Origin of the sequence: Aeromonas sp. FDAARGOS 1408 (genome assembly GCF_019048665.1) — a bacterium.
Classification (GTDB): Bacteria; Pseudomonadota; Gammaproteobacteria; order Enterobacterales; family Aeromonadaceae; genus Aeromonas; species Aeromonas dhakensis.
The window spans coordinates 3,152,761-3,178,865 of the sequence record NZ_CP077394.1; the positions used below are offsets into that span (position 1 = coordinate 3,152,761).

General features: G+C 65.2%; 30 protein-coding genes and 1 pseudogene. 4 read left to right on the top strand and 27 right to left on the bottom strand.

Features of this window, described 5'->3' with window-relative positions; all coding sequences use genetic code 11:
• Positions 1-72 precede the first annotated feature (72 nt).
• From proX to I6L38_RS14405, 7 genes are all read right to left on the bottom strand, one after another.
• Positions 73-1,074: a glycine betaine/L-proline ABC transporter substrate-binding protein ProX gene (gene proX, locus I6L38_RS14375; RefSeq protein ID WP_216988660.1), complete on the bottom strand. Its 1,002-nt coding sequence runs from the start codon at positions 1,072-1,074 to the stop codon at positions 73-75.
• Positions 1,071-2,225 (bottom strand): glycine betaine/L-proline ABC transporter permease ProW, encoded by a 1,155-nt coding sequence (gene proW, locus I6L38_RS14380; protein ID WP_216988661.1) that lies wholly within the window; start codon positions 2,223-2,225, stop codon positions 1,071-1,073. The genes proX and proW overlap by 4 nt, the downstream gene beginning before the upstream one ends.
• A complete protein-coding gene (proV, locus tag I6L38_RS14385) occupies positions 2,222-3,418 on the bottom strand; it encodes a glycine betaine/L-proline ABC transporter ATP-binding protein ProV (RefSeq protein WP_216988662.1) in 1,197 nt (398 codons plus the stop codon). Before proV ends, proW begins: the two co-directional genes overlap by 4 nt.
• A 514-nt stretch (positions 3,419-3,932) precedes the next feature.
• Complete coding sequence (folA, locus tag I6L38_RS14390; RefSeq protein ID WP_042007482.1) at positions 3,933-4,424, bottom strand: type 3 dihydrofolate reductase; 492 nt, start codon at positions 4,422-4,424, stop codon at positions 3,933-3,935.
• A 24-nt stretch (positions 4,425-4,448) separates the two neighbouring features.
• Positions 4,449-4,916 carry a threonine/serine exporter family protein gene (locus I6L38_RS14395; protein WP_005297957.1) on the bottom strand — a complete coding sequence of 156 codons (468 nt, stop codon included), beginning with the start codon at positions 4,914-4,916 and terminating at the stop codon, positions 4,449-4,451.
• Between the two features lie 118 nt (positions 4,917-5,034).
• A complete protein-coding gene (locus I6L38_RS14400; RefSeq protein WP_005297956.1) occupies positions 5,035-5,832 on the bottom strand; it encodes a threonine/serine exporter family protein in 798 nt (265 codons plus the stop codon).
• A gap of 234 nt (positions 5,833-6,066) precedes the next feature.
• Entirely contained in the window at positions 6,067-6,408 is a 342-nt protein-coding gene (locus tag I6L38_RS14405; protein WP_005297955.1) for a DUF3135 domain-containing protein, read from the bottom strand.
• A 399-nt stretch (positions 6,409-6,807) separates the two neighbouring features.
• Here I6L38_RS14405 and mog point away from each other — a divergent pair, with 399 nt between their 5' ends.
• Positions 6,808-7,338, top strand: coding sequence for a molybdopterin adenylyltransferase (gene mog, locus I6L38_RS14410; RefSeq protein WP_010633055.1), 531 nt, complete (start codon positions 6,808-6,810; stop codon positions 7,336-7,338).
• Between the two features lie 31 nt (positions 7,339-7,369).
• On the opposite strand, the gene I6L38_RS14415 is transcribed toward mog, so the two are convergent.
• The 19 genes and pseudogenes from I6L38_RS14415 to I6L38_RS14505 all read right to left on the bottom strand — a co-directional run bounded on the left by I6L38_RS14415 (position 7,370) and on the right by I6L38_RS14505 (position 23,159).
• Complete coding sequence (locus I6L38_RS14415) at positions 7,370-7,708, bottom strand: DUF2541 family protein (protein WP_017781065.1); 339 nt, start codon at positions 7,706-7,708, stop codon at positions 7,370-7,372.
• A gap of 165 nt (positions 7,709-7,873) precedes the next feature.
• Complete coding sequence (locus I6L38_RS14420; RefSeq protein WP_005297952.1) at positions 7,874-9,100, bottom strand: beta-ketoacyl-ACP synthase; 1,227 nt, start codon at positions 9,098-9,100, stop codon at positions 7,874-7,876.
• Positions 9,097-9,822 (bottom strand): 3-ketoacyl-ACP reductase FabG2, encoded by a 726-nt coding sequence (locus I6L38_RS14425; protein WP_010633053.1) that lies wholly within the window; start codon positions 9,820-9,822, stop codon positions 9,097-9,099. Before I6L38_RS14425 ends, I6L38_RS14420 begins: the two co-directional genes overlap by 4 nt.
• 9 nt (positions 9,823-9,831) lie before the next feature.
• Complete coding sequence (locus tag I6L38_RS14430; RefSeq protein WP_216988664.1) at positions 9,832-10,293, bottom strand: hotdog family protein; 462 nt, start codon at positions 10,291-10,293, stop codon at positions 9,832-9,834.
• Positions 10,286-11,470, bottom strand: a complete 1,185-nt coding sequence (locus I6L38_RS14435) for a beta-ketoacyl-[acyl-carrier-protein] synthase family protein (protein ID WP_216988665.1) — start codon at positions 11,468-11,470, stop codon at positions 10,286-10,288. The genes I6L38_RS14430 and I6L38_RS14435 overlap by 8 nt, the downstream gene beginning before the upstream one ends.
• The gene (locus I6L38_RS14440) at positions 11,467-12,024 is read right to left on the bottom strand and encodes a DUF3261 domain-containing protein (protein ID WP_139752231.1); all 558 of its coding nucleotides are present in this window, start codon (positions 12,022-12,024) and stop codon (positions 11,467-11,469) included. The genes I6L38_RS14435 and I6L38_RS14440 overlap by 4 nt, the downstream gene beginning before the upstream one ends.
• Positions 12,021-14,369: an MMPL family transporter gene (locus tag I6L38_RS14445; protein ID WP_216988666.1), complete on the bottom strand. Its 2,349-nt coding sequence runs from the start codon at positions 14,367-14,369 to the stop codon at positions 12,021-12,023. The genes I6L38_RS14440 and I6L38_RS14445 overlap by 4 nt, the downstream gene beginning before the upstream one ends.
• A 50-nt stretch (positions 14,370-14,419) precedes the next feature.
• Complete coding sequence (locus tag I6L38_RS14450) at positions 14,420-15,034, bottom strand: outer membrane lipoprotein carrier protein LolA (protein WP_214454798.1); 615 nt, start codon at positions 15,032-15,034, stop codon at positions 14,420-14,422.
• Complete coding sequence (locus I6L38_RS14455) at positions 15,031-15,456, bottom strand: thioesterase family protein (RefSeq protein WP_216988667.1); 426 nt, start codon at positions 15,454-15,456, stop codon at positions 15,031-15,033. Before I6L38_RS14455 ends, I6L38_RS14450 begins: the two co-directional genes overlap by 4 nt.
• A gap of 14 nt (positions 15,457-15,470) precedes the next feature.
• A pseudogene (locus I6L38_RS22785) lies at positions 15,471-15,569 on the bottom strand (acyl-CoA thioesterase); the annotation flags it as partial.
• A 28-nt stretch (positions 15,570-15,597) separates the two neighbouring features.
• A complete protein-coding gene (hutH, locus tag I6L38_RS14465) occupies positions 15,598-17,160 on the bottom strand; it encodes a histidine ammonia-lyase (protein WP_216988668.1) in 1,563 nt (520 codons plus the stop codon).
• Positions 17,147-18,850: a glycosyltransferase gene (locus I6L38_RS14470; RefSeq protein ID WP_216988669.1), complete on the bottom strand. Its 1,704-nt coding sequence runs from the start codon at positions 18,848-18,850 to the stop codon at positions 17,147-17,149. The genes hutH and I6L38_RS14470 overlap by 14 nt, the downstream gene beginning before the upstream one ends.
• Positions 18,847-19,203 (bottom strand): hydroxymyristoyl-ACP dehydratase, encoded by a 357-nt coding sequence (locus I6L38_RS14475; RefSeq protein ID WP_216988670.1) that lies wholly within the window; start codon positions 19,201-19,203, stop codon positions 18,847-18,849. Before I6L38_RS14475 ends, I6L38_RS14470 begins: the two co-directional genes overlap by 4 nt.
• The gene (locus tag I6L38_RS14480; protein ID WP_216988671.1) at positions 19,187-20,566 is read right to left on the bottom strand and encodes an AMP-binding protein; all 1,380 of its coding nucleotides are present in this window, start codon (positions 20,564-20,566) and stop codon (positions 19,187-19,189) included. The genes I6L38_RS14475 and I6L38_RS14480 overlap by 17 nt, the downstream gene beginning before the upstream one ends.
• Entirely contained in the window at positions 20,563-21,201 is a 639-nt protein-coding gene (locus tag I6L38_RS14485; RefSeq protein ID WP_254204164.1) for a hypothetical protein, read from the bottom strand. The genes I6L38_RS14480 and I6L38_RS14485 overlap by 4 nt, the downstream gene beginning before the upstream one ends.
• Positions 21,170-21,418 (bottom strand): acyl carrier protein, encoded by a 249-nt coding sequence (locus tag I6L38_RS14490; protein ID WP_005297934.1) that lies wholly within the window; start codon positions 21,416-21,418, stop codon positions 21,170-21,172. The genes I6L38_RS14485 and I6L38_RS14490 overlap by 32 nt, the downstream gene beginning before the upstream one ends.
• 3 nt (positions 21,419-21,421) lie before the next feature.
• Positions 21,422-21,688: a phosphopantetheine-binding protein gene (locus I6L38_RS14495; RefSeq protein WP_005297932.1), complete on the bottom strand. Its 267-nt coding sequence runs from the start codon at positions 21,686-21,688 to the stop codon at positions 21,422-21,424.
• Between the two features lie 17 nt (positions 21,689-21,705).
• Complete coding sequence (locus tag I6L38_RS14500) at positions 21,706-22,464, bottom strand: lysophospholipid acyltransferase family protein (protein ID WP_042051046.1); 759 nt, start codon at positions 22,462-22,464, stop codon at positions 21,706-21,708.
• Entirely contained in the window at positions 22,449-23,159 is a 711-nt protein-coding gene (locus I6L38_RS14505) for a beta-ketoacyl synthase chain length factor (protein ID WP_042051044.1), read from the bottom strand. Before I6L38_RS14505 ends, I6L38_RS14500 begins: the two co-directional genes overlap by 16 nt.
• Before the next feature lie 247 nt (positions 23,160-23,406).
• Here I6L38_RS14505 and I6L38_RS14510 point away from each other — a divergent pair, with 247 nt between their 5' ends.
• Genes I6L38_RS14510 through I6L38_RS14520 form a run of 3 tightly spaced genes read left to right on the top strand, consistent with a single transcriptional unit; the run spans position 23,407 to position 25,153 of the window.
• Entirely contained in the window at positions 23,407-23,799 is a 393-nt protein-coding gene (locus I6L38_RS14510; protein ID WP_005297924.1) for a hypothetical protein, read from the top strand.
• Between the two features lie 17 nt (positions 23,800-23,816).
• Entirely contained in the window at positions 23,817-24,893 is a 1,077-nt protein-coding gene (locus I6L38_RS14515; RefSeq protein WP_216988672.1) for a methyltransferase, read from the top strand.
• Positions 24,894-24,937: 44 nt separating this feature from the next.
• On the top strand, positions 24,938-25,153 hold the full coding sequence (locus I6L38_RS14520; RefSeq protein ID WP_005297921.1) for a hypothetical protein: 216 nt from the start codon (positions 24,938-24,940) through the stop codon (positions 25,151-25,153).
• Positions 25,154-25,200: 47 nt separating this feature from the next.
• Here the strand turns inward: I6L38_RS14520 and I6L38_RS14525 are convergent, their stop codons facing one another.
• Positions 25,201-25,956 carry a DNA/RNA non-specific endonuclease gene (locus tag I6L38_RS14525; protein ID WP_005297919.1) on the bottom strand — a complete coding sequence of 252 codons (756 nt, stop codon included), beginning with the start codon at positions 25,954-25,956 and terminating at the stop codon, positions 25,201-25,203.
• Between the last annotated feature and the right edge of the window lie 149 nt (positions 25,957-26,105).

Sequence of the window (26,105 nt, forward strand, 5' to 3'; positions counted from 1 at the left end):
TGGCTCCCATAAAAAACGCCCGGCAACTGCCGGGCGTTTTTCCTTGCGCAAAAAAGCGACCTACCGCCCTCATTACCTGGCGGCGGCGCGCGCCTGGGTCAGCCAGTCGTTCACCAGCGCCTCGTGGCCCTTGAGCCAGGCATCGGCGTGACGCTCCACATCCGCCGGCTTGTTCTGCCCCTTGTTCATCAGACCGTTCTGCACGTTGATGTCATTGAGTGGCAGCTTGACGATGGAGAAGAGTTTGGCGGCCGCCGGGTTGGCCTCGGCGAACCGCTTGTTGGCGACGATGTGCATGGTGTTGACCGGGAAGCCGTAGTTCTTGCCGTTCGGCAGCCGGGTCTTGGCCGCATCAGGGCCATCGGCGGGCACCTGCAGCCACACCACATCCCGGCCGGGCACCAGCTCGCTGCTGAGCCAGTAGGGGGTCCAGGTGTAGTAGAGCACCGGCTTGCCGCTCTTGAAGCGGGCCTGGGTATCGGCGATCAGCGCCGCATAGTTGCCCTGCTTGTGGGTGACGGTGGGGGTCAGCCCGAACTCGGCCAGATGGCGGTTGATCGCCTCTTCGCAGCCCCAGCCCGGGTTGCAACCGATGAGATCGGCCTTGCCGTCGCCATCGCCGTCAAACAGCGCCGCCAGCTTGGGATCCTTGAGCTGTCCCAGGTTGGTGATGCCATAGCGGGTCGCGGTCTGCTTGTCGATGAGATAACCCTGGGCGGCCCCGGCCACATAGGTGCCCTCACGGAAGAACACCTTGTCGCCGCCAGCCTGCTCATATTTGTTGTTCTGCAGCGGTATCCAGTTGAAGGCCAGAAAAGTGCCATCCCCCTGCGCCACCGAGGCGTAGGCAACGTTGTAGTCCACCTCCTGGGCCGGCTGGACGTCATAGCCGAGGCGCACCATCAGCTTGCTGACCAGCAGGGTCTGAAAGCTCTCCTCCGGCAAGGAGCTCTGCAGGGGCTGAACGCGCACGCCCTCCCCCGGCAGCTCGGCACTGGCCATGGCGAGCGGACCGAACAGCTGGGCGCTCAGCAGCAGGGAGCTCAGGGTCAGCCTTTTGGTGATCAGTCTCATGCATTTACTCCTTTGTAATCGATTGGCTTGTCGCGACCGAGCAGGCGCAGCAGCAGGGCGGTGGGGCCGCGCTGATACCAGCGTCCGGTCCGGCTGCGATCCGGCTGTCCCATCGCCTGGGTCAGTCGGTCGAGCACGATGGCCAGCAGCACTATGCCGAGGCCGCCGATGGAAGCGAGCCCCATGTCGAGCCGGCCGATGCCGCGCAGCACCATCTGGCCGAGGCCCCCTACCGCGATCATGGAGGCGATCACCACCATGGAGAGCGCCAGCATCAGGGTCTGGTTGACCCCGGCCATGATGGTGGGCATGGCGAGCGGCAACTGCACCTTGAACAACAGCTGGGAGGGGCTGGCACCGAACGAATGGGCCGCCTCCACCAGATCGGCAGGCACCTGGCGGATCCCCAGCATGGTGAGCCGGATCATGGGCGGCAGCGCAAAGATGACGGTCACCACCACCCCGGGCACGTTGCCGATGCCGAACAGCATCACGATGGGGATGAGGTAGACGAACGCCGGGGTGGTCTGCATGGCATCCAGCAAGGGCCGGGTCCAGCGCGACAGTCGCTCGCTCCGCGCCAGCAGGATGCCGGCCGGCAACCCGAGCAAGACGCAGAAAAAGAGCGAGGTCAGTACCAGCGACAGGGTCACCATGGCATCGGACCAGGCGCCAATAAGCCCCACGATCACCAGCGAGACCAGGGTCCCCAGCGCCATGCGACCGTTCACCAGTTGCCAGGCGATCAGGGTCAGCAGGCCGATCATCAGGGTGGAGGGCACCGTCTGCAGCAGATGGGTCATGCCGTTCAGGGTCAGTTCCACCGGCGCGCGGATCAGCTGGAACAGCGGCCGCAGGTTCTCCACCAGCCAGCCGATGCCACCCTCGACCCAGCTGTCCAGTGGCACCAGCGCCTGCTGGAAGGGATCCAGCCAGTCGACGGCGGCTGTGGTATCCACCGTCTCGATCTGGTTCTGCCAGTCGGTGGCGGCGGTGGCGGTATCGCTCCAGGGATCGGCCACCTCGGTGGCACTGGAAGCCGTGGCGCCCCAGGGGTCGGCCGCCACCTCATCGGCTCGCAGGGAGGGACTCGCCAGCAGCACCAAGGCCAGCAGCCCGCTCAGTAAAAAATGGGGATTCATCCGCTTCATGCCGGGGTACTCCTGTCCAGGGTGTTCAGCAGGTTGGCCTTGGAGATGAGGCCCAGATAAGTGCCATCCTCCTCGACCACGGGCACCTGACAGGGGGCGGCCGCCACCTGGCTGATCAGTTCGTTGAGGGCGGTGTCCGCCAGGATGGGCTGGATGTCCGCCAGCAGCGCCTGCTCCAGGCTGCCTTTGGCCCTTACCGCCTGACCGAGCGACTCCACCGAGACGACCCCGAGGAAGCGGCGCCGGCGATCCACCACGTAACCGAACTCCCGCTCCTGCTCCTTGAGCTGGCGCAGGGCGTTGCCCGGCCCGTCGGTGGTGTGCTTCTTGATGAGCGGCATCTGCTTGCGGCTGGCCACGTCGCGAGCGCTGAATACATGGGCCAGATCCACCCCGCGAAAGAAGGCGCGCACATAGTCGTTGGCGGGCTGGTTGAGGATCTCGTCCGGGGTGCCGACCTGCACCAGCTGGCCGTCCTGCATGATGGCGATGCGATCGCCGATGCGCATCGCCTCGTCCAGATCGTGAGAGATGAAGACGATGGTGCGCTGCTGGCTGGCCTGCAGCTTGAGCAGTTCATCCTGCATCTCGGTGCGGATCAGTGGATCCAGCGCCGAAAAGGCCTCGTCCATCAGCAGGATGTCAGGGTCGTTGGCAAGGGCACGGGCCAGCCCGACCCGCTGCTTCATGCCGCCGGAGAGCGCATCGGGGAAGGCATCAGTCCACTGACCCAACCCCACCTGCTGCAGCGCCTGGCGGGCGCTCTGCTGACGTTCCGCCAGCGGCACCCCGGCCAGCTCCAGCCCGAAGGCGGTGTTTTCCAGCACGCTCAGGTGCGGCATCAGGGCGAAGGACTGGAATACCATGCTGATCTTCTTGCGCCGTACCTGACGCAGCTCGCTGTCGGAAATGGCGGCGATGTCCTCGCCATCGATCAGCACCTGGCCGCGGGTCGGCTCGATCAGCCGGTTGAAGAGACGCACCAGGGTGGATTTGCCCGAGCCGGAGAGGCCCATCACCACGAAGATCTCCCCTTCGTCGATGGCCAGATTGACATCCTGGACCCCCAGGGTCTGCCCGGTTTTTTGCAGGATGCTGGCGCGGTCATACCCTTTCGCCAGCAGTTTGAACGCTTTTTCCGGCTGATCGCCGAAGATCTTGTAGAGTGATTTGACCTCGAGTTTGACTGTCATATTGTCCTTTTTTCTTGGCCGACGACTTGCCTGGCAAACCGTCGAACGTGAGCCAATTACTTTTAACCCTAAGCAATTAACAACAAAAACAAAAGAACCATAAGAGTCTCAATAAAAGGATTAATTTTTAATTTATTGATTTTTAAAGACTATTTTTAGGCATAAAAATGCATTCAGGTGTAATGAAACCCTGTCATTCCAACCGAACAAATCAATACAACCCCATCAAAATCAACGACAGATAGGTATGTAACGCGAGAAAAACAGAGCAATAATGGGAGGGGAAAGGAGGGAACATGTCTCTCATTAGCGGGTCAATACATTTAGTTACAACACTAACTATAATGTTCTCATTCGCTGCCGCACTTCCACTGTGAAATAGAGGCCTGAGGTGTGGCGTGTCCACGCTATGGCACATCGCAATACCTGGGCATTCAATCCCTGTCCCGGACAGCAAAAAGGCCCCTTGTGCAACACAAGAGGCCTTTCATCAACCGGGGCAATTCGCCAGCCGTCAGCGCCGCTGCCAGGTCTCGAAATGGTAGGGGTGGGGGTTCTTCTCGTCGGGCTGATGTGACTCGCGCTCGATGCACGACCAGTCGCCCTCGTCGAAGGCTGGGAAACGGGTATCCCCCTCCACCGCCAGATCGATGCGGGTCAGATAGAGTCTGTCGGCCCGTGGCAGCAGCTGGCCGTAGAGATGACCGCCCCCGATCACCATCAGCTCGGCCACGTCGCTGCCGGCCAGCAGCGCCAGCGCCGCGTCCACCGAGTCGATGACCTCCACGCCGTCAGCCCGGTAGTCGGGGTTGCGGCTGATCACCAGATTGCGGCGGCCAGGCAGCGGCCGCCCGATGGATTCAAAGGTCTTGCGCCCCATCAGCACCGGCTTGCCCAGGGTCACCCGCTTGAAGTGGGCCAGATCCGCCGGCAGGTGCCAGGGCATCTGGTTGTCCAGGCCGATCACCCGATCGTGGGCCATGGCGGCAATCATGGAAATCATCATGGGGTCAACTTCTCTCACCGTCTGTCAGATAATGGGGCGATTACGGTACACGACCAGGGACGGGATCGCCAAACCGAAACTCAGGGCCCCCACGATAAACAGCGCCTTGAGGCCGTTCTCCACCGCGCTCTGGATAAGCTCCATGGTCACCCCGGAGATATTGAGCTCCACCACGGCGATCATCGCCTTGAAGGCATAGCTGCCCGGGATCATGGGGATGATGGAGGCGACGCTGAACACAGGGCGCGGCGCCAGCAGCCGGCGCGACCAGTAGACGCAGACAAAACCGACCGTGGTCGCCGCCGCCAGGGTGGCCCACTCGATGGGCATGCCATGGTGAATGAGCAGGGTACGCAGGCTGTGCGCCAGGGCGCCGCCCATGGCGCAGTACTTCAACATCCGTGGTGGCACGTTGAACAGCATGGCAAAGCCCACCGCCGGAATGGCCGACCAGAAGGCGTCCTTGGCCAGCAGCCAGAGCAGATCCATCATGGCTCCCTCCCCCAGCTTCCGGTCACCGACATGGCGAGAATAATCCCGATATGGTTCCGCGCGCTGATGGATAGCCGGTTTGCCCCGAGCAACAGGGTCGATACAGCGTCAAAGCTCTTCATACCTTCCACCCCCAGATACCGGTCACCGACATGGCGAGAATAATCCCTATCGCTGCGCTGATGGTGAGCAGGGTCGCCGTGCCCCAACGGGCCAGCCCCATGTTGAAGTAACCCTTCACCATGTCGGAGACCGCATTGATGAGCGGAAAGCCCGGCACCAGCAGCAGTACGCTGGCCGCCATGGCGAGATAGGGCTGGGCCCCCCAGTTGAAGAAGGTCGCGCTGGAGGCGAGCAGGGTGGCGATAAAGCCGGTGGTGGCAAAATTGATGAGGGGGCTGTGGTGATGACGCGCCATCAGCTGGCGTGCCCGCATGGCGACCGAAGCAGAGAAACAGGTCACCAGGAAGATGGGCCAGTCACCGCCAAACAGCAGACTGAAGGCACCGCAAGAGAGCCCCACCATGGGCACCACCAGCCAGGGGTGATAGTGAAACGGTACTATGGCCTCCAGGCGCTGACGCACTTCCCGCGCGCCGATCAGATCCTTCTCCGCCATGATGCAGATACGCTGGATCTCGCACACCACCTGCATGTTGATGCCGTGCTCGCGCACCCGCCGGGTGGTGGTGACGCAACTGCCCTGATAGAGGCTGGTGAGCACGATGGCGCTGGAGGAGATGGCCATCTCGACGCTCTCAAGCCCGAGCGCCATGCCGAGCCGGACCGTGGTCTGCTCTATGATGCGACTCTCGGCGCCGAACTGGGCCAGCATCTGGCCCACCTTGACGATGATCCGGGTGATCTCCGTCTGCTGTTCCCGCGACAGCACCCGCCTTGGTGTGATACTTCTCATAATCCCTTCGAGTCGTAGCAAATTAAAAAAGTGTCGCCATGTTAGCCTAACTATCGGCGCCGTTCATCTACACATATCACGCCAATAAACAAACTCAAATAAAATAAAAAGCGACACAAAAATACATCAAATAGATTACAAATCACTCCAAACTGTTCAACGCCAGTTAGATAGCCTAACCCGGAAACCACAACAATGGCGGGAATATATTAAAATGACTCATCCGGAATAATATTATTTTTTCTTGCGATAATAATCACTGAAATAGAGGATGTTGTTCTCTTTATATTCCGGTAGCGGCTCAACATAATCAGGATTATTGAGCTGAACCATTTCACAGCGCATGGAATAAAAGGAGTCGTGCATCATGGCGGCAATCCGGATGCAGCTGTCCATGTTGTTCTTGGCCAGCTGGCGCTGACAGTCGATGCGAAATTGCAGGCCACGCAGGCGCATTTGCTGCTGCGGGCTGACCCTGTCTATCAGACCTTCTATCTCTTGCTGAAGCAACTCGTCAAGCCGCTCGGGCTCCGCCACCGCCAGCCGTTTCAAGGTATCAAAATCAGGCAACTCCATATGCCCTCCCGCGGCCAGCCGCTGCATGGTGATACTCAAACAACAACAATCGGTTCATATTTTCACCAATCGCTTCAAGTGTTATATAAGCCGAACCCCGCTGCGGTTCAATCCATGAGGCCGGCTTTCCCTTCCAGCTGCGCCAGAAGATGACAGCGTAGGAAAACCCCGCCCCGGTTATTCGTTATGGATCAAGCGATTATTCCTGAATATCGATGGCGGATGCGTTTATACATTTTTGGCACGGCAATATGCCGATGTTATGTCTTATTGAAAGGAAGCGGCCAATATAGTTTGCCATTTGACGCTCGCCTTCGCGCCGCGATCTGGCTGGTTTAACATATCTTGCTGATTATGTTATTTTATTTGCCACTTTATCGCGGCAACCAAGAGCAGACCATGAGCAAGGCAAGAATCGGTATCGTCACCGTCAGCGATCGCGCCAGTGCGGGCATCTACGAAGATCTCTCCGGCAAGGCCATCATCGACACCCTGAACGCCTATCTGACCTCGGAATGGGAACCCCTTTATGAGGTGATCCCCGACGAGCAGGAGCAGATCGAGGCAACCCTGATCCGGCTGGCGGACCAGGAGCAGTGCAGCCTCATCGTCACCACAGGTGGCACCGGGCCGGCCAAACGGGACGTCACCCCGGAGGCGACCGAGGCGGTGTGCGATCGCATGATGCCGGGCTTTGGCGAGCTGATGCGGGCCGAGTCCCTCAAGTTCGTGCCGACCGCCATCCTGTCGCGCCAGACCGCCGGTCTGCGCGGCAGCTCGCTCATCGTCAACCTGCCGGGCAAGCCCAAGTCCATCCGCGAATGTCTGGATGCGGTCTTCCCCGCCATCCCCTACTGCATCGATCTGATGGAAGGCCCCTATCTCGAGTGCGACGAGGCCGTCATCAAGCCGTTTCGCCCGAAGAAATAAAAGCTGGGCGGGGATTTGCCCCGCCCTTTGCTTATTTGCGGCCGTACACCTTGACCCCGGCCCGACTCCCTTCCGAATTGCCGTATACCTCGATCCGCTTGATGCAGAGCCGGCTGCCGAGGGATTTCCACTCCGACTCCTGATCCTCTCTCAGCTCCTTGCCGAAATAGAGGGTCTTGCTGCGATCATTGCCATAAAACACTTTGACCCGCTCCAGGGTTAATTCCCGCCCAGCCTTGACCATGATGGATTTGGTCGGCCGGCAGGCGAGCATGGGAATGATGGCGGGATGATCGCCGACCCCGAGCAGAATGGTCTTGCCCAGCCGAAATTCATCATCGGCCATGGCCGGGGCGGCCAGCGCCCACAACAAGGTGGATAACAGTACGCTCTGAATGACGCGCAGACGCTTGGCGGAAAAAGAAAAAACAGATAACAAAGACATGATGCCTCCCGAAAAAAAACGGGGGGCATATTAATTCATCAAGGCTAAACCCAGCCTGTACCGGCGCCCTGCCAGGCAGGGCACCGACACTCAGGACCAGCGTTTGAAGATGAGGGAGGTGTTGATGCCGCCAAAGGCGAAGTTGTTGGACATCAGGTACTCCACCGCCAGCGTGCGACCGCTGCCCACCACGTGATCGAGCGGGGCGCAGGCTGGGTCCGGCTCGGTCAGGTTGATGGTGGGGGCAAACCACCCCTCCTGCATCATCTCCAGCGCCAGCCAGGCCTCGATGGCACCGCAAGCCCCCAGGGTATGGCCGAAGTAGCTCTTGAGGGACGAGATGGGGGTGCGGTCGCCGAAGATGGCGGCGGTGGCGTGACTCTCGGCGATGTCGCCGCGCTCGGTGGCGGTGCCGTGGGCGCTGATATAGCCGATATCCTCAGGCTGGAGCCCGGCCTGGGCCAGCGCCATCTCCATGCAGAGCTGCATGGTCTCCTGCTGGGGCTGGGTCACGTGGGCGGCATCGCAGTTGGTGGCAAAGCCCACCAGCTCGGCGAGGATGGTGGCACCGCGCGCCTGCGCATGCTCCAGCTCCTCCAGCACCAGGGTGCCGGCCCCCTCGCCTATCACCAGTCCGTCCCGCTGTCGGTCAAACGGACGCGGCGCCAGCTCCGGGTTGTCGTTCATCTGGCTGGTGGCAAACAGGGTATCGAATACCACGGCCTCCGACGGGCAGAGCTCCTCCGCCCCGCCAGCCACCATCAGGGTCTGGTAGCCGTGCTTGATCGCCTCAAAGGCGTAGCCGATCCCCTGGCTGCCGGAGGTACAGGCACTGGAGGTGGGAATGACCCGCCCGCGCAGGCCGAAGAACAGCCCTGTGTTGACCGCCGCCGTGTGCGGCATCATCTGCACATAGGTGGTGGCCGTGATGCTGGCGGTGCTCTTGTCGTTGAGCATGACCCCGAAGGCGCGGATGGGATCCGTGCTGCCGGTGGAGGAGCCGTAGGCGATGCCGGTGCGCCCGTCGGTGAGCACCGGGTTGTCCAGCAATCCCGCCTGCGCCAGCGCCAGCTCGGTGGCGACGGTGGCCAGTGCCGAGACCCGTCCCATGGCGCGGGTCTTCTTGCGCGGATAGTGGGCCGGCAGCGTGAAGTCCGGAATGGGGGCCGCCAGCCGGGTGTTGAGACCGTCGTAGATGGCCCACTCCGGCATGTTCACCACCGCATTGCGCCCCGCCTGCAGGCGGGCCCGCACGCTCGGCCAATCCTGCCCGAAGGCGGTCACCCCGGCCATGCCGGTGACTACGACTCGCTTCATACCATGCCTCCGTTGATGGAGATGACCTGGCGCGTGACATAGCCGGCGATGTCGGACATCAGATAGGAGACCAGACCGGCCACCTCGTCAGCCTGCCCCATCCGCTTGAGCGGAATGATCTTCATCGCCTCCGCCTTCACCTCCTCGTCCACCATGCCAGTGTCGATGAGGCCGGGGGCCACGCAGTTGACGGTGATCTTGCGCTTGGCAAGCTCGAGGGCCAGTGCCTTGGTGGCCCCCATGATGCCCGCCTTGGCGGCGCTGTAGTTGACCTGGCCCCGGTTGCCCATCAGCCCGGACACCGAGGAGATGGTCACGATGCGCCCGCCCCGGCGCAGGCCGATCATCGGCATGATGCAGGGCTTGAGCAGGTTGTAGAAGCCGTCCAGGTTGGTGTGCAGCACCCCGTCCCACTCCTCGTCGGTGAGGGCGGGAAAGGCGCCGTCACGGATGATGCCGGCGTTGCAGACCACGCCGTAATAGGCGCCATGCTCGGCCATGTCGGCCTCCAGTCGCGCGCGGCACCCCTCGCGATCGGCGATGTCGAATTGGAGCAGACGCCCCTGCCCGCCGGCCGCCTGCAGGCTGGCCAGGGTGGCTTCGGCGCCGGCCCGATCGCTGTGGTAGTGCACCACGATGGAAAAACCGTCGGCCGCCAGCTTGAGGGCGATGGCGCGGCCTATCCCCTTGCTGGCGCCCGTGACCAATACGCTAGAGATCATGAAGCTTCCTCAGGCTAACAAATCGGACAATTCGCCGGGGCTCGGCTGATAGGTGGAGAGCCGCGCCTGGGCACACTCCTCCCCCTCCAGCAGGATCCGGCAATCAAAACTGGCCATGCCGCCGTCTTGCAACAGGCAGCACGCCTCTATGGTGAGCAGGCTGCCGGCCGCGAAGACGGGGCGCAGGCAGCGATACTTGCGACTGCCGAGCAGCATGCCGATGCGCACCGGCTCGCCGCGCAGGCGCCCCTGCATGCCGGCCCAGGCGGCGATGGTCTGGGCCATCAGCTCGATGCCAACCCAACCCGGCAAGTTGCCCTCACCATCCAGCAGCAGGGCATGGCGGGCGCCGATACGGGTCTCGCAGCGCGCCTGCAGGGCATCCGCCGCGCAGAGCCGGTCCAGCAGCAGCATGGGGGCCTGGTGGGGCAGCAGGGTCTCGATGGCGGGCAGTGAACCTGGCTCATTCATGGTGAACGCTCCCAAACAGCAGGCTGACATTGTTGCCACCGAAGGCAAAGGAGTTGGAGAGCACCCGGGGCGCCGCCAGTGGCACCTCGCCGCTCACCAGCCGGATGGGGGCCAGCGCCGGATCCGCCGTGTCCACCCGCTGGGGCGGCAGTGGCAGAGCGCGCTCCAGCAACAGGCAGGCGAGCGCGGCCTCGATGGCTCCCGCCGCCCCCAGGGTGTGGCCGGTGAGCGGCTTGGTGGAGCTGCAGGGCACCTCGGCACCAAACAGCCGGTGCACCGCCTGGCTCTCCATGGCGTCATTGAGACGGGTGGCGGTGCCATGCAGGTTGACGTAGCCCACCTGCGCCGGCGTCAGGCCCGCCTGGGCCAGCGCCATGCGCATGGCCGCCTCGGCGCCGATACCCTCTGGATGGGGCGCCGAGATGTGCCAGGCATCGGAGGACTCCCCCGCTCCCAGCAGGGCCAGCGGCGCAGGCGTGCGGCTCAACAGAAACAGCGCCGCCCCCTCGCCGATGTTGATCCCCTGGCGCGCCTCATCAAAGGGCTGGCAGCGCGCACAGCTGAGGGACTCCAGGCTGTCAAAGCCGTTGAGGGTGAGCCCGCACAGGCTGTCGGCACCGCCCACCAGCACGGCGTCCGCCAATCCGGCCGCCAGCAGCCGCCGGCCGCTGATGAAGGCGCGCGCGCTGGAGGAGCAGGCGGTGGAGATCGTCCAGGCCGGCCCGGTCAGGCCGAGGTGGCGGGCCAGAAATTCCGACGGTGAGCCCAGCTCCTGCTGACGGTAGTCAAAGGCAGGTGGCACGGCCTCCCCGCGCCGGGCGGCGGCCACCGCCAGCTCGGCCTCGCCGATCCCGGCGGTACTGGTGCCTAGCACCAGCCCCACTCGCGCGGGGCCATGCGTTGCCAGCGCCTGATCGAGGGCGGGCCGGATCTGGGCCAGCGCCGCCAGCAGCAATTGGTTGTTGCGCGAGGCGTAGGGGGCCAGCGCCGCCGGGATGGTTGGCAACTCCCCTTCCACCCGCCCCACCGGAGTCAGCCGGCCATCCAGCAGCGGCGTCCGGTGGCGATCCAGCGGGCTGATGCCCTCTCTCTGCCAGGCCAGCAGCGCCTCGGCGCTGGCATCACGCCCCGTCCCCAGCGCCGAGACGAGGCCATAGGCGGCGATATAACAGCTCATTGGCTCAGGGTCTCCAGTTGCAGGCGGTAGTTGAACACGTGTTGCTGCAGGCCGACCGGCTCGCGCACGCCGTCGGCGTCGCGATAGCGGATCTCGGTGACCAGGGTGCCATCGGGGGCGCGCAGCCGGCGCAGCAGCCCCTCGTCACGCAGCGTCCAGCCCGGCGGCAGTTGCGGTTGCCAGCTGGCCAGCGGCCAGTAGCAGAGCATCACATCCGCCAGCACCTGGCTCACCGGTGGCATGCCGCTGGTGAGCAGCGGGCTGAGCTGGCGGGTCTCGATGCCCTGCTGGTCATAGCGCACCAGGAACAGCCGTACCCCGCTCGGGGTCAGCCCCACCAGGGTCAGCTGGTGGCCGTCCGCCTCCAGCACCGTCATCAGCTGGTGGTTGCTCTCCCCCACGCTGGCGGTCAGCAGTTGCTGGCGATAGAAGGGGGCGGCCAGCACGGGGGCCGGCAGCGTCATGACGGTCCCCTTGTCGAGATAGGCGGTGGGGGTCGGCTGGCTGCTGCAACCGGTCAGCAGCAGGACGACGAACACGAACAAGGCTTTCATGATGAGGTTGGCTCCCGGCCATGTGGCCCCGGCAACTGCGGTCGCACCCGGTCCAGTACCAGGGGCGAGAGCAGGAAGGCGGTAAAGATACCGCCGCTCAGCACCAGACCAAAGCCCGCGATGGCGGGGGTGTGACTCAGCGCCAGCAGACCGAAGGCCAGCTGGGTGGTGAGGTTGGCCAGCAGGATGGCGAGCAGGGTGGAACTCTGGCGCGCCACCCCGCTCCCGCTGTGGGCGAAGAAGAGGCCGTAGTCGATGCCGATGCCGAAGATGAGGCTGAGCGCCAGCACCCCGAACAGGGTGAGCGGCTGGCCGCAGGCGGCGAGCAGCGCCAGCCCCATGGCCAGCGCAATCAGGTTGACCAGCAGCACCCGGGCCGCTCGCGCCGCCCCCATCCGCCGCCACAGCAGCAGGGCCACCAGCGCGATGGCCACCGACAGCAGCTCCGCCAGCTTGATGCGGTAGTGGGCGAACAGCTGGCTCCACTGGCTGCGCTGATCCTGCCAGTAGACCCCTGGCTCGGCCGCCGCCAGCGCAGTCAAAGCCCCTTCATCTGCCACCCCCACCAGCGGCACCCAGATGGCAACGCGACCATCCGCCAGGGCGTGCCACAACAGGCGGCTCCCCTCGCTGACCGGGCTGGCCAGCCAGGCGGTCGGGGTCAGCCAGTGCGGCTCGCGCACGGGCGGCTGCAGCGGCAGGCCGGCCGTCTTGAGCCGACTCACCACCTCGGGCAACAGGGCCCGGATGGCGGCGGCATCCTCCTGCTGGCGCGCCAGCGAAGGCAGCCAACGGGCCAGCGAGACGAACTCCTGCAGCGCACCGCGCTGTTGCAGCTCGGCCAGCCGGCCATCGAGCCGCTCCAGCCGTTGCAGTGCCTGCTCGCCGTCCGCACCCGTCACCAGCAAGCCCTGCATGCCCCCCTGCTGGCCGGTGAGGGCCTGGATCCGCTGCTCCTGCCCCTGCAACGCCACTGGCAGAGGCTGCAGCCGGCGGATGTCGTCATCCACCTGCAACCGGCTGATGCCGAGGGCCGCCAGCAGCAGGCAGCAGAGCGGCAGACCGATGCGCAGCAGCGGGCGCTGCTGCCAGGCCAGCAGCCAGCCCTGCAACCAGCGCTGGCCCAAAAGCGGCCTTGTCGGCAGCGGGCCGGCCCAGCGCGGAAACAGGCAGAGCACGGTGATGAAGGCGCTGAACAGCCCAGCCAGTGCGCACACCGCCAGCTGCTGCAGCCCGGGGAAGGGGGCAAACCAGAGCAGGCCATAGCCGATCAGGGTGGTCAGCACCGCCAGCGACAGACTCGGCAGCAACTTGAGCCGGGTCTGGTGCGGCGTCTCGTCGTCACCGTGCAGCCGCCGCTCGCACAAGAAGTGGATGGCGTAGTCGATGGCGATGCCGATGAGGCTGCTGCTGATCACCAGGGTGAAGACGTGGATCTCGCCGAACAGGATGAGCACTGTGCCGAGCCCCCACATCAGCCCCACGCCGATGGGCAGCAGGGAGAGCAGCAGTGCCCGGGTGGAGCGAAACACGCCCCAGATGAGCAGGATGACCCCGACCATGGAGCCCAGCCCTATGGTGGAGATGTCCTGCTGGGCCAGCTGGCTGGCGTGCTGGCTGTAAAAGAGGGTGCCGCGGCGCAGCAGTTCGGCGCCGGGATAGGCCACGGCGAGGCGCTGCTCGGCCCCGGCCAGTTCGCTCAGCAGCGCCTGGTTGCGCTGGATGTCGAAGGCGGAGAGATCCAGCTCGGCGCGCACCATGTACCAGTCGCGCCCCGCCTTGTCCCGGCTCACCAGCCAGCCCTCCTTGAGCTGCATGGGGCCGCGGGCCTCGGCCAGCACCCCGGCCCGGGTCAGCAGCAGAGGGTCGCTCTGCCACTCGGCGCGGGAGACGCCGCCGAAAGGGGAGTAGATCTGGCCGAGCACCCACTGGCTCCACCCCTCGGCCCCCCCGGCGAGCCGGGCCCGGCTCGCCGGATCCAGCCGCTGCCAGGCCAGCTCGTGCAGATAGCGCTGCCAGGCGGGGGCCAGCTCGGGCTGATACCCCTTGGTGCGGGACAGGGCTGGCAGCTCGCCGAGCTGCTGCGCCCAGAAGGTGGCGGCAGCGCGCCCGTCCTGGCCGGCGGGCAGGCTCAGCAGCCAGACCAGCTGGCGATCGAGCTGCTGCAGCAGCCCCTGCTGCAGGGCCGGGTCCAGATCGCTGCGGGACTCGTGGGGCAGCAGATCCATCAGGCTGGTGTTGATGCGGCTGTGGGGCAGCTGCCAGGCAAGCACAGCAGCCAGCAGCAGACAGAGCCCGATCCAGAGGGTCCCGAGCCGGCGCCAGGTGGTTTCAGCGTGCAGCAAGGTGGGCTCTCCTCGCCCCGGCGGGAGCGGTTCGCTGGCGCAGCGGGATACTAGTGGACAGCAAAGCGGGCCTGCTCCTCAGGGGTCAATGGCAGGGGGCGCTCGCGCCAGTCGCTGAAGCGAATGCGGGTGCTGTCACCCTGCTTGTCGGCGATGAGCAGCTGATCCAGCTGCCCCTGCCCGCTCAGGGTCAGGCTGGCAAACACCTTGTCGAGCGGCGCCAGGGTCGGCACCAGCACCAGCTGCCAGCCATCCTCCGTGCTGTGAAAGTCGATGCTGAAGTAGCGGCCCAGGGTCGCCTCGTCCGAGCCGAACAGCGCCAGCAGCATCTGGCTGAACTCCAGCAGCTGGGGGTTGTCGATGACGGTGGCGGGCTGTCCCGCCATCTGCTGCACCATGCGCGTCGGCGTCAGGACAAGGGTCAGCGGGAAGGGCTTCTGCTGCTGCCACCAGAGCCCCAGATCGCGCACCAGCAGCAACTCGCCGGAGGCCTTGAGGGGCTGGCTCAGCCCCGCCACCTGCTTCTCCTGCTCGAAGCGGGCCTCCTTGGCCTGGCTCAGGGCGAGCAGCTGCTGCACCTCGGCCCGGCTCAGGGGCGCCGCCTGCAGCGGCCATGTCAGCAACAGGATCAGACCGGCCAGCAGCGGCCCCATCAGCCGGCTCACTGGCTCACCCCCAGCTTGTCCAGCAACACCTGGGGCGAGGCCAGGCACATCTCGCCGCTCGTCTTGCTCACCGCCACCTGGATGCTGTAACCCTTGCTGGTGCGGGTGCCGCTCACGGCGTCGCTCAGCAGGTAGTCGATCTTCAAGCGGTTCTGGTACTCGGTCAGGGTGGCACGCACCCGCACCCGCTGGCCGAAGCGCAGCGGTGCCAGGTACTTCATCCGGGTGTCGATGATGGGCCAGAGGTAGCCGGAGGCCTCCATCTGCGGATAGTTGTAATCGATGAGATCGAGCAGGGCACAGCGGGCCAACTCGATGTAGCGAAAGTAGTGGCCATGCCAGGCGACCGCCATCATATCCACGTCGTGGAACGGGATGGTCACCTCGACTTCGGCGCTGATCTGCCAGGGTTCTTGCTGCATGGTTGTTCTCACAAGTAGTGCCCCCGCCAGAGCGACACAGCCACCCAGTCCACGTCGTGGAACGGGATGGTCACCTCGATCTCGGCGCTGATCTGCCAGGGTTCATTCTGCATGGGTTGTCTCATCAATAGTGACCTTGTCTCAGTCCCGGTGCGACCCATAAAGGGGATAGTGGCGCAGGCGAATACGGGCGATCAGCGCCCTCAGCTCGTGCTCGAGTCCCCGGTCTTCCAGCAGCGGGGCAAACTCGGCCCGCACCTGCGTGACCATGCCGGCCAGCGCCGAGCCAAGCGGGCGGGTGAAGGGGGTGGGCCGGGCGAGGCGCAGCTCCACCCCCTGCACCGCCGCCAGCAGGCAGGCGGCCGCCACCTGCTCGGTCAGGGTCAGCACCCGCAGCGCATCACGCGCCGCTATGGTGCCCATGCTCACCTTGTCCTGGTTGTGGCACTCGGTGGAGCGGGAGAAGACGCTGGCGGGCATGGTCTGCTTGAGCGCCTCCGCAGTCCAGGCCGAGACGCCGATCTGCACCGCCTTGAAGCCGTGGTTGATCATCTGCCGCCCCTGTGGCGCGCCGGAAAGGTTGCTCGGCAGACCGCCGTTGAACTTGCTGTCCACCAGCTGGGCCAGCTGGCGATCCAGCAGGTCGGCCAGGTTGGCGACGGCCGCTTTCATGCTGTCCATGGCCATGGCGATGTGACCGCCGTAGAAGTGGCCGCCGTGCATCACGTGCTCCTCTTCGCCATCGATCAGCGGGTTGTCGTTGGCGCTGTTGAGCTCGTTTTCGATGAGCTGGCGCCACCAGGGCAGGCTGTCGGCCACCACCCCGATGACGTGGGGGGCGCAGCGCAACGAGTATCTGTCCTGCAGCCTATCGCTGTGGCGCGGCAGCTCGCCGGCCACCAGATCCGCCCTCAACCAGGCCGCGACCCCCTGCATGCCGGGGTGCGGCTTGGCGGCAAACAGCCGCTCGTCGAAGTGGAAGGCGTTGCCCCCCATGGCGACGCTCACCAGGGCGGTGATCCGGGTCGCCAGTTGCATCAGGTACTCGGTGCGGGTATAGGCGAGGCAGGCCAGCGCCGTCATCACCGAGGTGCCGTTCATCAGCGCCAGCCCCTCTTTCGGCCGCAGGGTCAGGGGAGTGATCCCTAACTCCCGATAGACCTCGGCGGCAGGGCGCAGCACACCATCATGATGGAGCTCGCGCTCCCCCACCAGCACGGCGGCCACGTAGGAGAGCGGGGTGAGATCGCCGCTGGCGCCCACCGATCCCTCTTCGGGAATGCGCGGCACCAGATCCTGCTCCAGCAGCCAGCAGAGCCGCTCGAGCAGGGCTGGGCTGACCCCGGAGACCCCCTGCGTCAGGGAGCAGAGCCGGGTGGCGAGCACGGCGCGCGCGGCATCGAGCTCGAGATCCGCTCCCAGCCCGCAGCCGTGAAAGCGGGTCAGGTGCAGCGGCAGCTCGGGCACCAGCTCGGTTGGCACCGGCCGAGTCACCGAATCGCCGTAGCCTGTGGTCACCCCATAGATGACCCCCTCTTCGGCCAGCAGGCGGTCGAGGAAGTCGGCGCCCCGCTGGATGCGGGCCATGAAGGCGGGATCCGGGTTCAATGCGGGGGTGGCACGGCGTTCAGCCAGGGCCACCACGTCTTCGATGGTCAGCGGCTTCGCGCCGAAGACAACCCTGCTCATCTCACTCTTGTTCATCGGTCAGCTGCCAGAAATCAAAAAAGTTGAACCAGTCCAGCGGGGCTCGCAGGCAGTGGTGCTGCAGGCGATCGGCATAGGCCTGTACCCGGGACGCGAGAATCTGTTGGCGCCCCTGCCGCGGCAGGGGCTGGCCATCGGCAAAGGGCTCGAAATGCACCCGAAAGCGCCCCTGCTCCTTGAGGCCGAACATCAGGTAGACGGGGCAGCCCAGCACGCTGCTGAGCACGAAAGGGCCGAGGGGAAACGGCGCAGGCGCGCCGAGGAAATCGGCCCAGATCACCCGCTTCTCCCGGGTCACCGAGGTGCGATCGCCGACGATCACCACCCACTCTCCCTGCTCCAGCTTCTCCTTGAGCAGGATGGCGGTATCGGCCCCCAGCTCCTGCACCTGGATGAGATTGAGGTGCGAATCCGGGTTGATCTGCTTGAGCAGGGCGTTGAAGCGGGCCGCGTGGCGGGTGAACACCAGCGCATTGATGCGCAGCCCCTGCTTGCGACTGCCAAGGGCCCGGCACAGCTCGAGGTCCCCGAGGTGGGAGCCCAGCAGCAACACTCCCTTGCCACTGTTGATGGCGGCCTGGTAGTGCTCAGCCCCCACCAGCTCAACCTGCTGCTCGGTGATATCTCCGCGCCAGCCCGCCAGCTTGTCGAGGGCCGCCTCGCCAAAACGCAGGAAGTGGCGAAAGCTCGATCTCGGCTCGGCGGGCAGCGCAACGCCTTGCGCGTTGGCGAAGGTCTCGAGCCGGGCCAGATAGGCCCGGGATGCCTCCCGCTGGGCGCGGCCGGTCAGCCAGAAGTAGCCGATGACCGGATAGAGCAGCAGGGAAAACCCGCGCCGCCCCAGCAGGCGGTAGCTGGCCAGCATGATCTGCATGCCGAGCAGTGAGCCCCGCTCCGGGGTGCGCGACCAGTGGGTGCGCCGCTCGCGCCACAGCCGGGTCAACCGGGCGCCGAGGCGAGCCGGCCAGCGGCAGAGGCGCAGCAGCAGATCCCACAGCAGGCGGCACACCAGCCGGGTGTGCATCCAGGAGATGTCTAGGTTGTCGCGAAAAAGCCGAAAGTGGGAGCGGCCGTCGACGGGATAGATGACCCGGGTCGGCACGAAGCGCATCGGCACCCCGGCCCAATGCAGGCGCACCATCACCTCGGTGTCAAAATCCATCCGCCGGCCGAGAGCCACCCGCTCCAGCAGGGCGCAGGTGGACGCCAGCGGATAGACCCGAAAGCCACACATGCTGTCCTTGATGGCGAACGACAGCGTCTCGATCCAGACCCAGACATGGGTGATGTAGCGGCCGTAGAGGCGCCCCTTGGGCACGGAGTCGTCGTAGAGCGGGCGACCGGAGACGAGCGCCGCCGGGTGCTGGCGCGCCTCCGCCAGCAGGGCCGGCAGATCCGTCAGATCGTGCTGGCCGTCGGCATCCACCTGCAGGGCGTGGCTGAACCCCAGATCATGGGCGCGGCGCAGCCCCGTCATCACGGCGCCCCCCTTGCCCTGGTTGTGAGAGTGGCGCAGCAGGCTGACCCAGGGGTGCTGGGCGGCCAGCGCATCGAGCGCGGCGGCGGCGACGGGCTCGCTGCCATCGTCGACCAGCAGGCAGGGCAGCTCGAATTCGGCCAGCCGCGCCAGCACGGCGGCCAGTGGCCCGGCATGGTTGTAACAGGGAATCAGAAGGCAAGGGTTCATGGGGTCAGCCGCACCCGTCCGCTGCTCGCCGGCTCGTCGTCGAGCTGGTAGCTGAAGAGGAGCGGGCCCTTGTCCGCCTGCCACTGCAGGCTCAGGCTGCACTCGGCCCCGGGGCGCAGCGGGCGCTGGAACTTGAGCTGATCCACCCCGTGAAACGGCTGCGTGAGATTGAGCCGGCTGGCGGCGTAGTGCATCACCCAGTGGATCTGGGTCACCCCGGGCAGCAGGGGCGCGCCGGGAAAGTGCCCCGCAAACCAGGGCAGTGCGGGATCGAGTCGCAGCCGCAGGCGCACGCCATCGGCCAGCACCTCGCAACCCAGCTCGGTCGGCAGCGTGTCAGCGGACAGGCTCATCGAACAGCTCCTTGAGTTGTAGCCAGGGGCGCTTGCCCTGGGCGTTGACGGGCATCTGCACGACCCGGCGCACGCTGCGCGGCAGGGCGACCGGCTCGAGCCAGGGGCGCAGCTGCTGGCGCAGGGCCAACAGGAAGCGCCCCTGACCGAGCTCGTCCCAGCGGGCGGCCCCCAATTCGCTTAGCACCAGCACGGCGCCGAGGATCTGGCGCTGACCCTGCTGCAGCGGCAGCACGGCGGCCGATTCCACCTCCGCCAGCGCCTGCAGGCGCGCCTCCACCTCGTCGAGGGAGATGCGCTTCTCCTCCAGCTTGACGATCCTGTCCTGGCGTCCCAGCAGCTCGAAACCCTCCTCGTGCAGGGTGATGCGGTCGGCGCAGGCCAGCCAGTCGCCCTCTGCCAGGAAGGGGGAGCGCAGCAGCAGGCCCTGCTCCGGGCCGACCCGCACCTCGATCCCAGGCAGCGCCGTCCAGGGGGTCTGCTCCCGGTGGCGCTGGCGCCAGCCAATGCCACCGGTCTCGCTGCTGCCGAAGATCTCTACCGGCAGCTGGCCGAAGAGCGCCCGGGCTTGCCGGGCATCTTCCAGCTGCAGGGGGCCGCCGGAGGAGACGATCAACCGGCAACCGGTGGCGGGCATGGCCGGATCGAGCCGACTCAGAAACGCAGGAGAGGCGATCAGACACCAGGGGGCGCCTTGCGCCGCCAGCTGCTCCGGGTAGTCGATGGTGCGGCGATCGAACGGGCGGCCGAGAGCCAGCGGCAGCAGGATGCGAAACAGCAGGCCGTAGATGTGCTGGTGGCTGACGCTGGCCAGCACCCGGGCATCGGCCAGTCGCTCGCCCCACAGTGCCATCTGCACCCGCAACTCGGCCTCCAGCTGGGGCCAGGCCTTGGGGATCGCCTTGGGCTCGCCGGTGGAGCCGGAGCTGAACAGGGTGATATCCAGGCGTGCGGGCGCAAAATCCGCAAGATCACCGTGCACGGCATCCAGCCCTTCGTGGGCATCGGCCAGCGGCAACCTGAGCTGAGGCACGACAAGTGCCGCCCCCGGCAGCTCGGAGTCGGTGAGCAGGCCGTCAAACTGGCTCTGCAGTTCCTGCAGGCCGGCCAGCCGCTGATGACCCGGCAGGATCGCCTGATAGCCGCCGAGGGCACAGGCGAGCAACGCTTGCGTGAACAGCAGGCTGTCGTCGAAGCAGAGCGCCCAGCGCGCGCCTGGCCGGCCGGCGCCGTCGTGACGGGCCATGGCCCTGGCCAGTTGCAGGCTGGCGTGGCGCAGCTCGGCCAGGGTCACCTCCCCCTGCGGGCCGAAGGCCACCGGCTGGGCACCATCGCGCTGCCAGAGGGCTTGCAGCAGGCTCATGGGGTCAGCCTCTTGAGCAGGCGGCGACGCACCAGGTACTCCCCGCCCATCAGGCAGCCCATCAGGAGGTAGCTGATGAAGCCGTTGTAGAGGCTCCAGAGCGCCAGATCCCCGTGCCAGATGGTGAAGGCCGCCAGGGCGCCGTTGATGACGAAGAAGCCGCACCAGACCTGGGTCACCCGCCGGGTGTAGCCGATGGCCGCGGCCGGCAAAGCGGGATCCTGCAAGCGGGCCAGCCGCTCCACCAGGCTCATGGGGCGGGTCAGGCTCCAGCCAAACAGGCAGAGCAGCGCCAGGCTCACCGCCAGCGGGTAGTAAAGCAGCCAGTGCCGGGCGCTGAACAGAGCGCAGAGCAGGGTCAGCCCCAGCCCGATGCAGGCCAGCAGGCGCCCCAGCCAGAGCCACTCCGGCAGCGGGCCGAACCGGACCCGCCCCTTGAGCAGGCCGGGCAAGAGTCGCAGCGAGAAGATGAGCAGCAGACCGAGCAGCAGCGGGGTTTGACCGGCGTGGGTCAGCCCCCAGTAGACCGCCAGCGGGTAGAGCAGCAGGGCACCACCGGCCAGCCAGGAGAGCCAGCGCATCATGGCAGGGCTGACACCGGCATCAGGCGTCGGCCAGCAGACGCTCGACCGCATCCACCACGTCGTTGACGCTGCGCACCGACTTGAACTCTTCCGGCTTGATCTTCTTGCCGGTCAGCTTCTGCAGATGCACCACCAGATCGATGGCATCTATGCTGTCGAGCTCGAGATCCTGATAGAGGCGGGCCTCGGGAGTGACGGCCTCTTCGTCGACTTCGAACAACTCGACGAGGGCGGCCTTGATCTGGGCAAAGATATCGTCGCGGGTCATGGCTCAGGCCTCCCCTTTCGACTGGGCCTGCACCAGGGCCACCAGGGCCGCAACGGAGGCAAAGTGGCGACGGGTGTTCTCATCCTCGGCGGAGAGGACGATGCCGTAGCGGCCCTTGATGGCAAGGCCCAGCTCCAGCGCATCGATGGAGTCCAGCCCCAGGCCGTCCCCAAACAGCGGGGCCTGGCTGTCGATGTCGTCAGGGGTGAGCCCCTCGAGGTTGAGGCTGTCGATGATGAGTTGTTTTATCTCTAGATGCAGGTCTTGCATAACTGTTCCATATGCTGTCATTGGGGCCCGGGTTGCAGGGCCCGGGTGAGAAACCGGGTCAACTGGCGAGCGGCCAGCGCACTGCTCTGGCCAGCGGCGACCACCTCGTCCGCCGCCACTTGCTGCAGGAATTCTATGGTGAAAGTCGGCTTATTTTCCGGGATCTTGAACCATTTGTCCTGCTTGGTGAGAAATCGGGTGCTGCAGTGGATCCGCACCAGTTGCAGCGGCACCTGGCTGCGCACCGCCAACTGGGCCGCGCCGCGCTGCAGCTTGATGGGTTCGCCCGGGGTAGTGCGGGTCCCTTCCGGGAAGATCAGCAGCAGGCCGCCGGCCCGGATCCGCGCCATGCACAGGGCCAGCAGATCCTCCCCCGCCACGTTGGGCAGGTAGTCGGCCGCCCGCACCACGCCGCCGATGAAGGGGTTGCGCCAGAGTGACTGCTTGACGATGCAGTCGCACACCGGCATCTCGGCCGCCAGCATGACGTAGTCGAGCAGGCTGGGGTGATTGGCCACCACCAGGGCGCCACGCAAATCGGCGGGCATGCCGCTGACGCGATAGTCGAGCACCCCCCAGCCGCGCAGCATGGCGAGAAACAGCCGGAAACTGTGGCGGATGGTGAGCTGGGCCAGGGTGCGCCGCCGCTCCCCGCGCAGACAGAGCGCCAGCAAGGGGAACCAGAAGAGGGAAAGCAGCAGGCCGCCCACCCCGAACAGGGTGAAGCCAAGCGCCGTGCCGATCAACCGCCAGGCCCGGTTCAGCAAGCTTGCCATGTCCACTCCTGACGGTCATCGCCGAGGATCAGGGTCGGCTCGCCTAGCAGCAGGGCGCGCCACAAGGCGAGGCTCTGGGACCGCGGGCGGGCAGCGTCAACTGCGGGGCTAACTCCCTCGCAGCGCCACTGCTCACCTGCCTCCAGCACCAGTCCCAGCGCGTGGGGCGGCGCCTCCTCCGCCAGCCAGGGGCGATGAAATTCGGGCACAGGCCCCTCGAAGGCCACCAGCAGCACCCGGCGAGCGCCGGCCTGCAGGGCGCCGACCGCTTCGATGAGGCCTGCCATCAAGCTGTTCTCACCCGCGGCCAGCGAGCTCATGGGGATGGCGGCCTTGCCCTGGATGGAGCAGAGCCCGGCGGCGGTGTTGTGCACCGACATGGAAAAATCGGTGGGGGAGAGCGCCTGCCCGTCTGCCAGCGCCTGCAGCAGCGTCATGGAGCGGGCCAGCTCGCCGTGGCGGCTGACGAAGATGGCACTGTCTACCTGGTGGCGGGCCAGCAGGCTCAACCCCACCTGCACCGCCAACCGTGAGCCCTGGCTCAGGCGGCGCGCCATCATCATGGGCAGCAAGGGAGTGGCGGGAAACGGCGGGTCGACGGGCCAGCGCCCCTGCTGCGCCCACGCCTGCCAGGCGGCCTCATCGGCCAGACCGGGTGACAGCGCCTGACTATCCAGCAGCGAGAAAGAGAGCATGTTGCAGGCGACCTGTCCTTAAAACCGTGGTGGGAGCGAAGAGCATAAAAGGCACTCACCCGACGGGCAGTGCCTGCGCCATGGTATTGAATGACGTCATCAGGTGAATACCGGGCGGATAATACCATTATTCATCAAAAATAATAGCCAGCCCGGATTATCCACCGCCTTGGTGATTGAAAATAAACAATTTGTGTTGTCTCATTGCCACGCTCAATTGATGAATATCCTTCTCAAGGAAAATATTATGAAGATTATTAATAAAATATCCCTGCTGCTGGCCTGTGCCCTGCTGGCCGCCTGCTCCACCAGCCAGCCCATCCGCAATATGGCGGCCAATCCGGTGCCATCCAACCTCACCGAGGAGCAGGTCGCCAACGCCATTATTACGGCGGGTATCAGCAAGAGCTGGGTAATGCGCCAGGAGCAGCCGGGACTAATTCGGGGCCAAGTCAATGTGCGTCAGCATCAGGCGGTGATCAATATTCCCTACAGCGCTCGCGATTATTCCATCAATTATGTGAGCAGCGTCAATCTGGACGACAAGGGCAAGGGCAGCATCCACCGCAGTTATAACCGCTGGGTACTGGGTCTGAACCAGGCCATTCAGCTGGAACTCGCCCGCGCGCAGAGCCGCTGATCCGGCAGGAGCCCCCCGTGAATCACTATCAGACAGACCCCTACAACGCGCTGGAAGCCATCAGCGAGGCCCAGAAAATCGCCTTCGGGCCCATGCTGTTTCAGGCCAGCTGGTGCCTGCGCGAAACCGGGGTGCTGGCCTATCTCGAGACCCGTGGCCAGCGGGGGGCACCACTGGCCGACATCGCCCAGGCATGCGAGCTGAGTGAATACGGCGCCGGCGTGCTGCTGGACATGGGGCTCGGCGGCGGGCTCTGCTACCTGGCCGAGGAGCACTATGTGCTGGGGCGGGTCGGCAAGTACCTGCTGAACGACACCATGAGCCGGGTCAATCTCGACTTCACCCAGCACGTCTGCTACCAGCCCCTCGCCCACCTGCTCGACGCCATCCGCAACGGCACGCCGGCCGGCCTGCAGGAGTTCGGCCCCTGGCAGACCCTCTATCCGCACCTGAGCGAGCTGCCCGAGCCGGCCCGCCGCAGCTGGTTCGCGTTCGATCACTTCTACTCCGACTGGGCCTTCCAGCAGGCCCAGGACAAGGTGTTCGGCTACGAGCCGCGCCATCTCTACGACCTGGGTGGCAACACCGGCAAATGGGCCATCGCCTGCGCCAAACGGGATCCGGCGCTGCAAGTCACCATCCTGGATTTGCCCGAGCAGCTGGCACTGGCTCGCCGCAACATCGAGGAGGCGGGGCTGACGGCGCGGGTACAGGGTCACCCGGTGGATCTGCTGCAAGCGGGCACCCTGCCCGGCGAGGCGGACATCTGGTGGATGAGCCAGTTCCTCGACTGCTTCAGTCACGAGCAGATCGTCGCCATCCTGAACCGGATACGGCTGGCCATGAAGCCGGACGCCCGGGTCTGCATCCTGGAGCTGTTCTGGGACCGCCAATCCTTCGAAGCCGCCAGTTTCAGTCTCAACGCCACCTCCCTCTACTTCACCTGTCTGGCCAACGGCAACAGCCGCTTCTATCACTCCAAACAGCTTTATCAGTGCCTGCGCGAGGCCCACTTCCACGTGGAAGCCGAGCACGAGATCCCGGGCCCGGGCCACACCCTGCTGGTTGCCCGCCCGTTGCACACGAGGCCATAATGCCGCCATCGGCATAACGATGATGAAACGAGAAGGAGCACGGCATGAGGCGTGACTGCATGGCCCTGATGGCCCTCGGCCTGGTTCTGGGCAGCCTGCTCGGCGGCTGCGCCGACATCAAGGAGGCGGGCAGAACCGTGGGGCACACCACCCGTAACGTGACCCGCGAGATTGGCCACACCACCCGGGACGTGACCCGCGAGATAGGTCACGGCACCCGGGACACCGTCAAGAAGGTCGGTGATGAGCTGAGCAAATAGAAACAGGGGCCGACAGGCCCCTGTTTTCATCAGCGTCATGGGTGAACTCAGTTGCTCCACATGGCCATCAGCTGGGACTCCATGGCCTCTTCCTGCTCATCCGGCAGCTCGGCGAAGAAATCGAGCCCGGTCTGCTGCTCCACCTCATCCACCGTCACTATGTAATCCGCCAGCCGGCTGGCCGATACATTCTCCTGCGGCAGGATGAAGGCGATCGCCTCTTGGTTGGCCACATCCATCACCACCCGGTAGTAGGCGTGGGGCACGGTCACACCGTTGCCGATGGAGGCATCCGAGTTGGTAAAGATGGGGCCGGTGATCACATAGACATCCTGATAGGCGATGGCCCACTGCCGGGTCTTCTCCTCCAGGATGCGCCAGGCCCCCTGGTTGAGCGCCGGCAGCTGCGGGGTCATGTTGGTCAGCAGGAAGCTCTGCTTCATGGTGGTGGCGGTGGAGCGCATGTCCGCCGCGGGCGCCTGGTGGCCACGGTCATAACCGGAGCCCTTGTAGTCGGCCAAAGTGGCGCGGAACTGCACCGGCACCTCCTTGTCCTCGGCAAAGGCATCCTTGCGCGGCACCTGACCCTGGGCGCTGGCGGCCGTCATCCGATAAGAGACCCAGTCAGAGACCTTGGTGTCGTAGTTGTAACCGGCGGCATAGCCGTCCCGGCACAGCAGTTGACTGGATTGGCTGGGCACCCCGAGCTTGACGTGATCCTTGCATTGGAAGCCCGCAGCCAGGCTCGGGAAGGTGGTGAGAGTGAATCCGATAGCCAGAACTAATTTATTGATATTATTCATTATTATGCCACTCCTTGTGTTAGGCGGAGTGATTTGACACCAGGTCAGATGAGTAAGGCAATCGAACGAATTGTGAGCGTGTCGGAAATGTGAAGAGGGCTGCAAATCGATAAAATCGCCGTCGCCAGCTGGGGGATTGTCATCCCTTT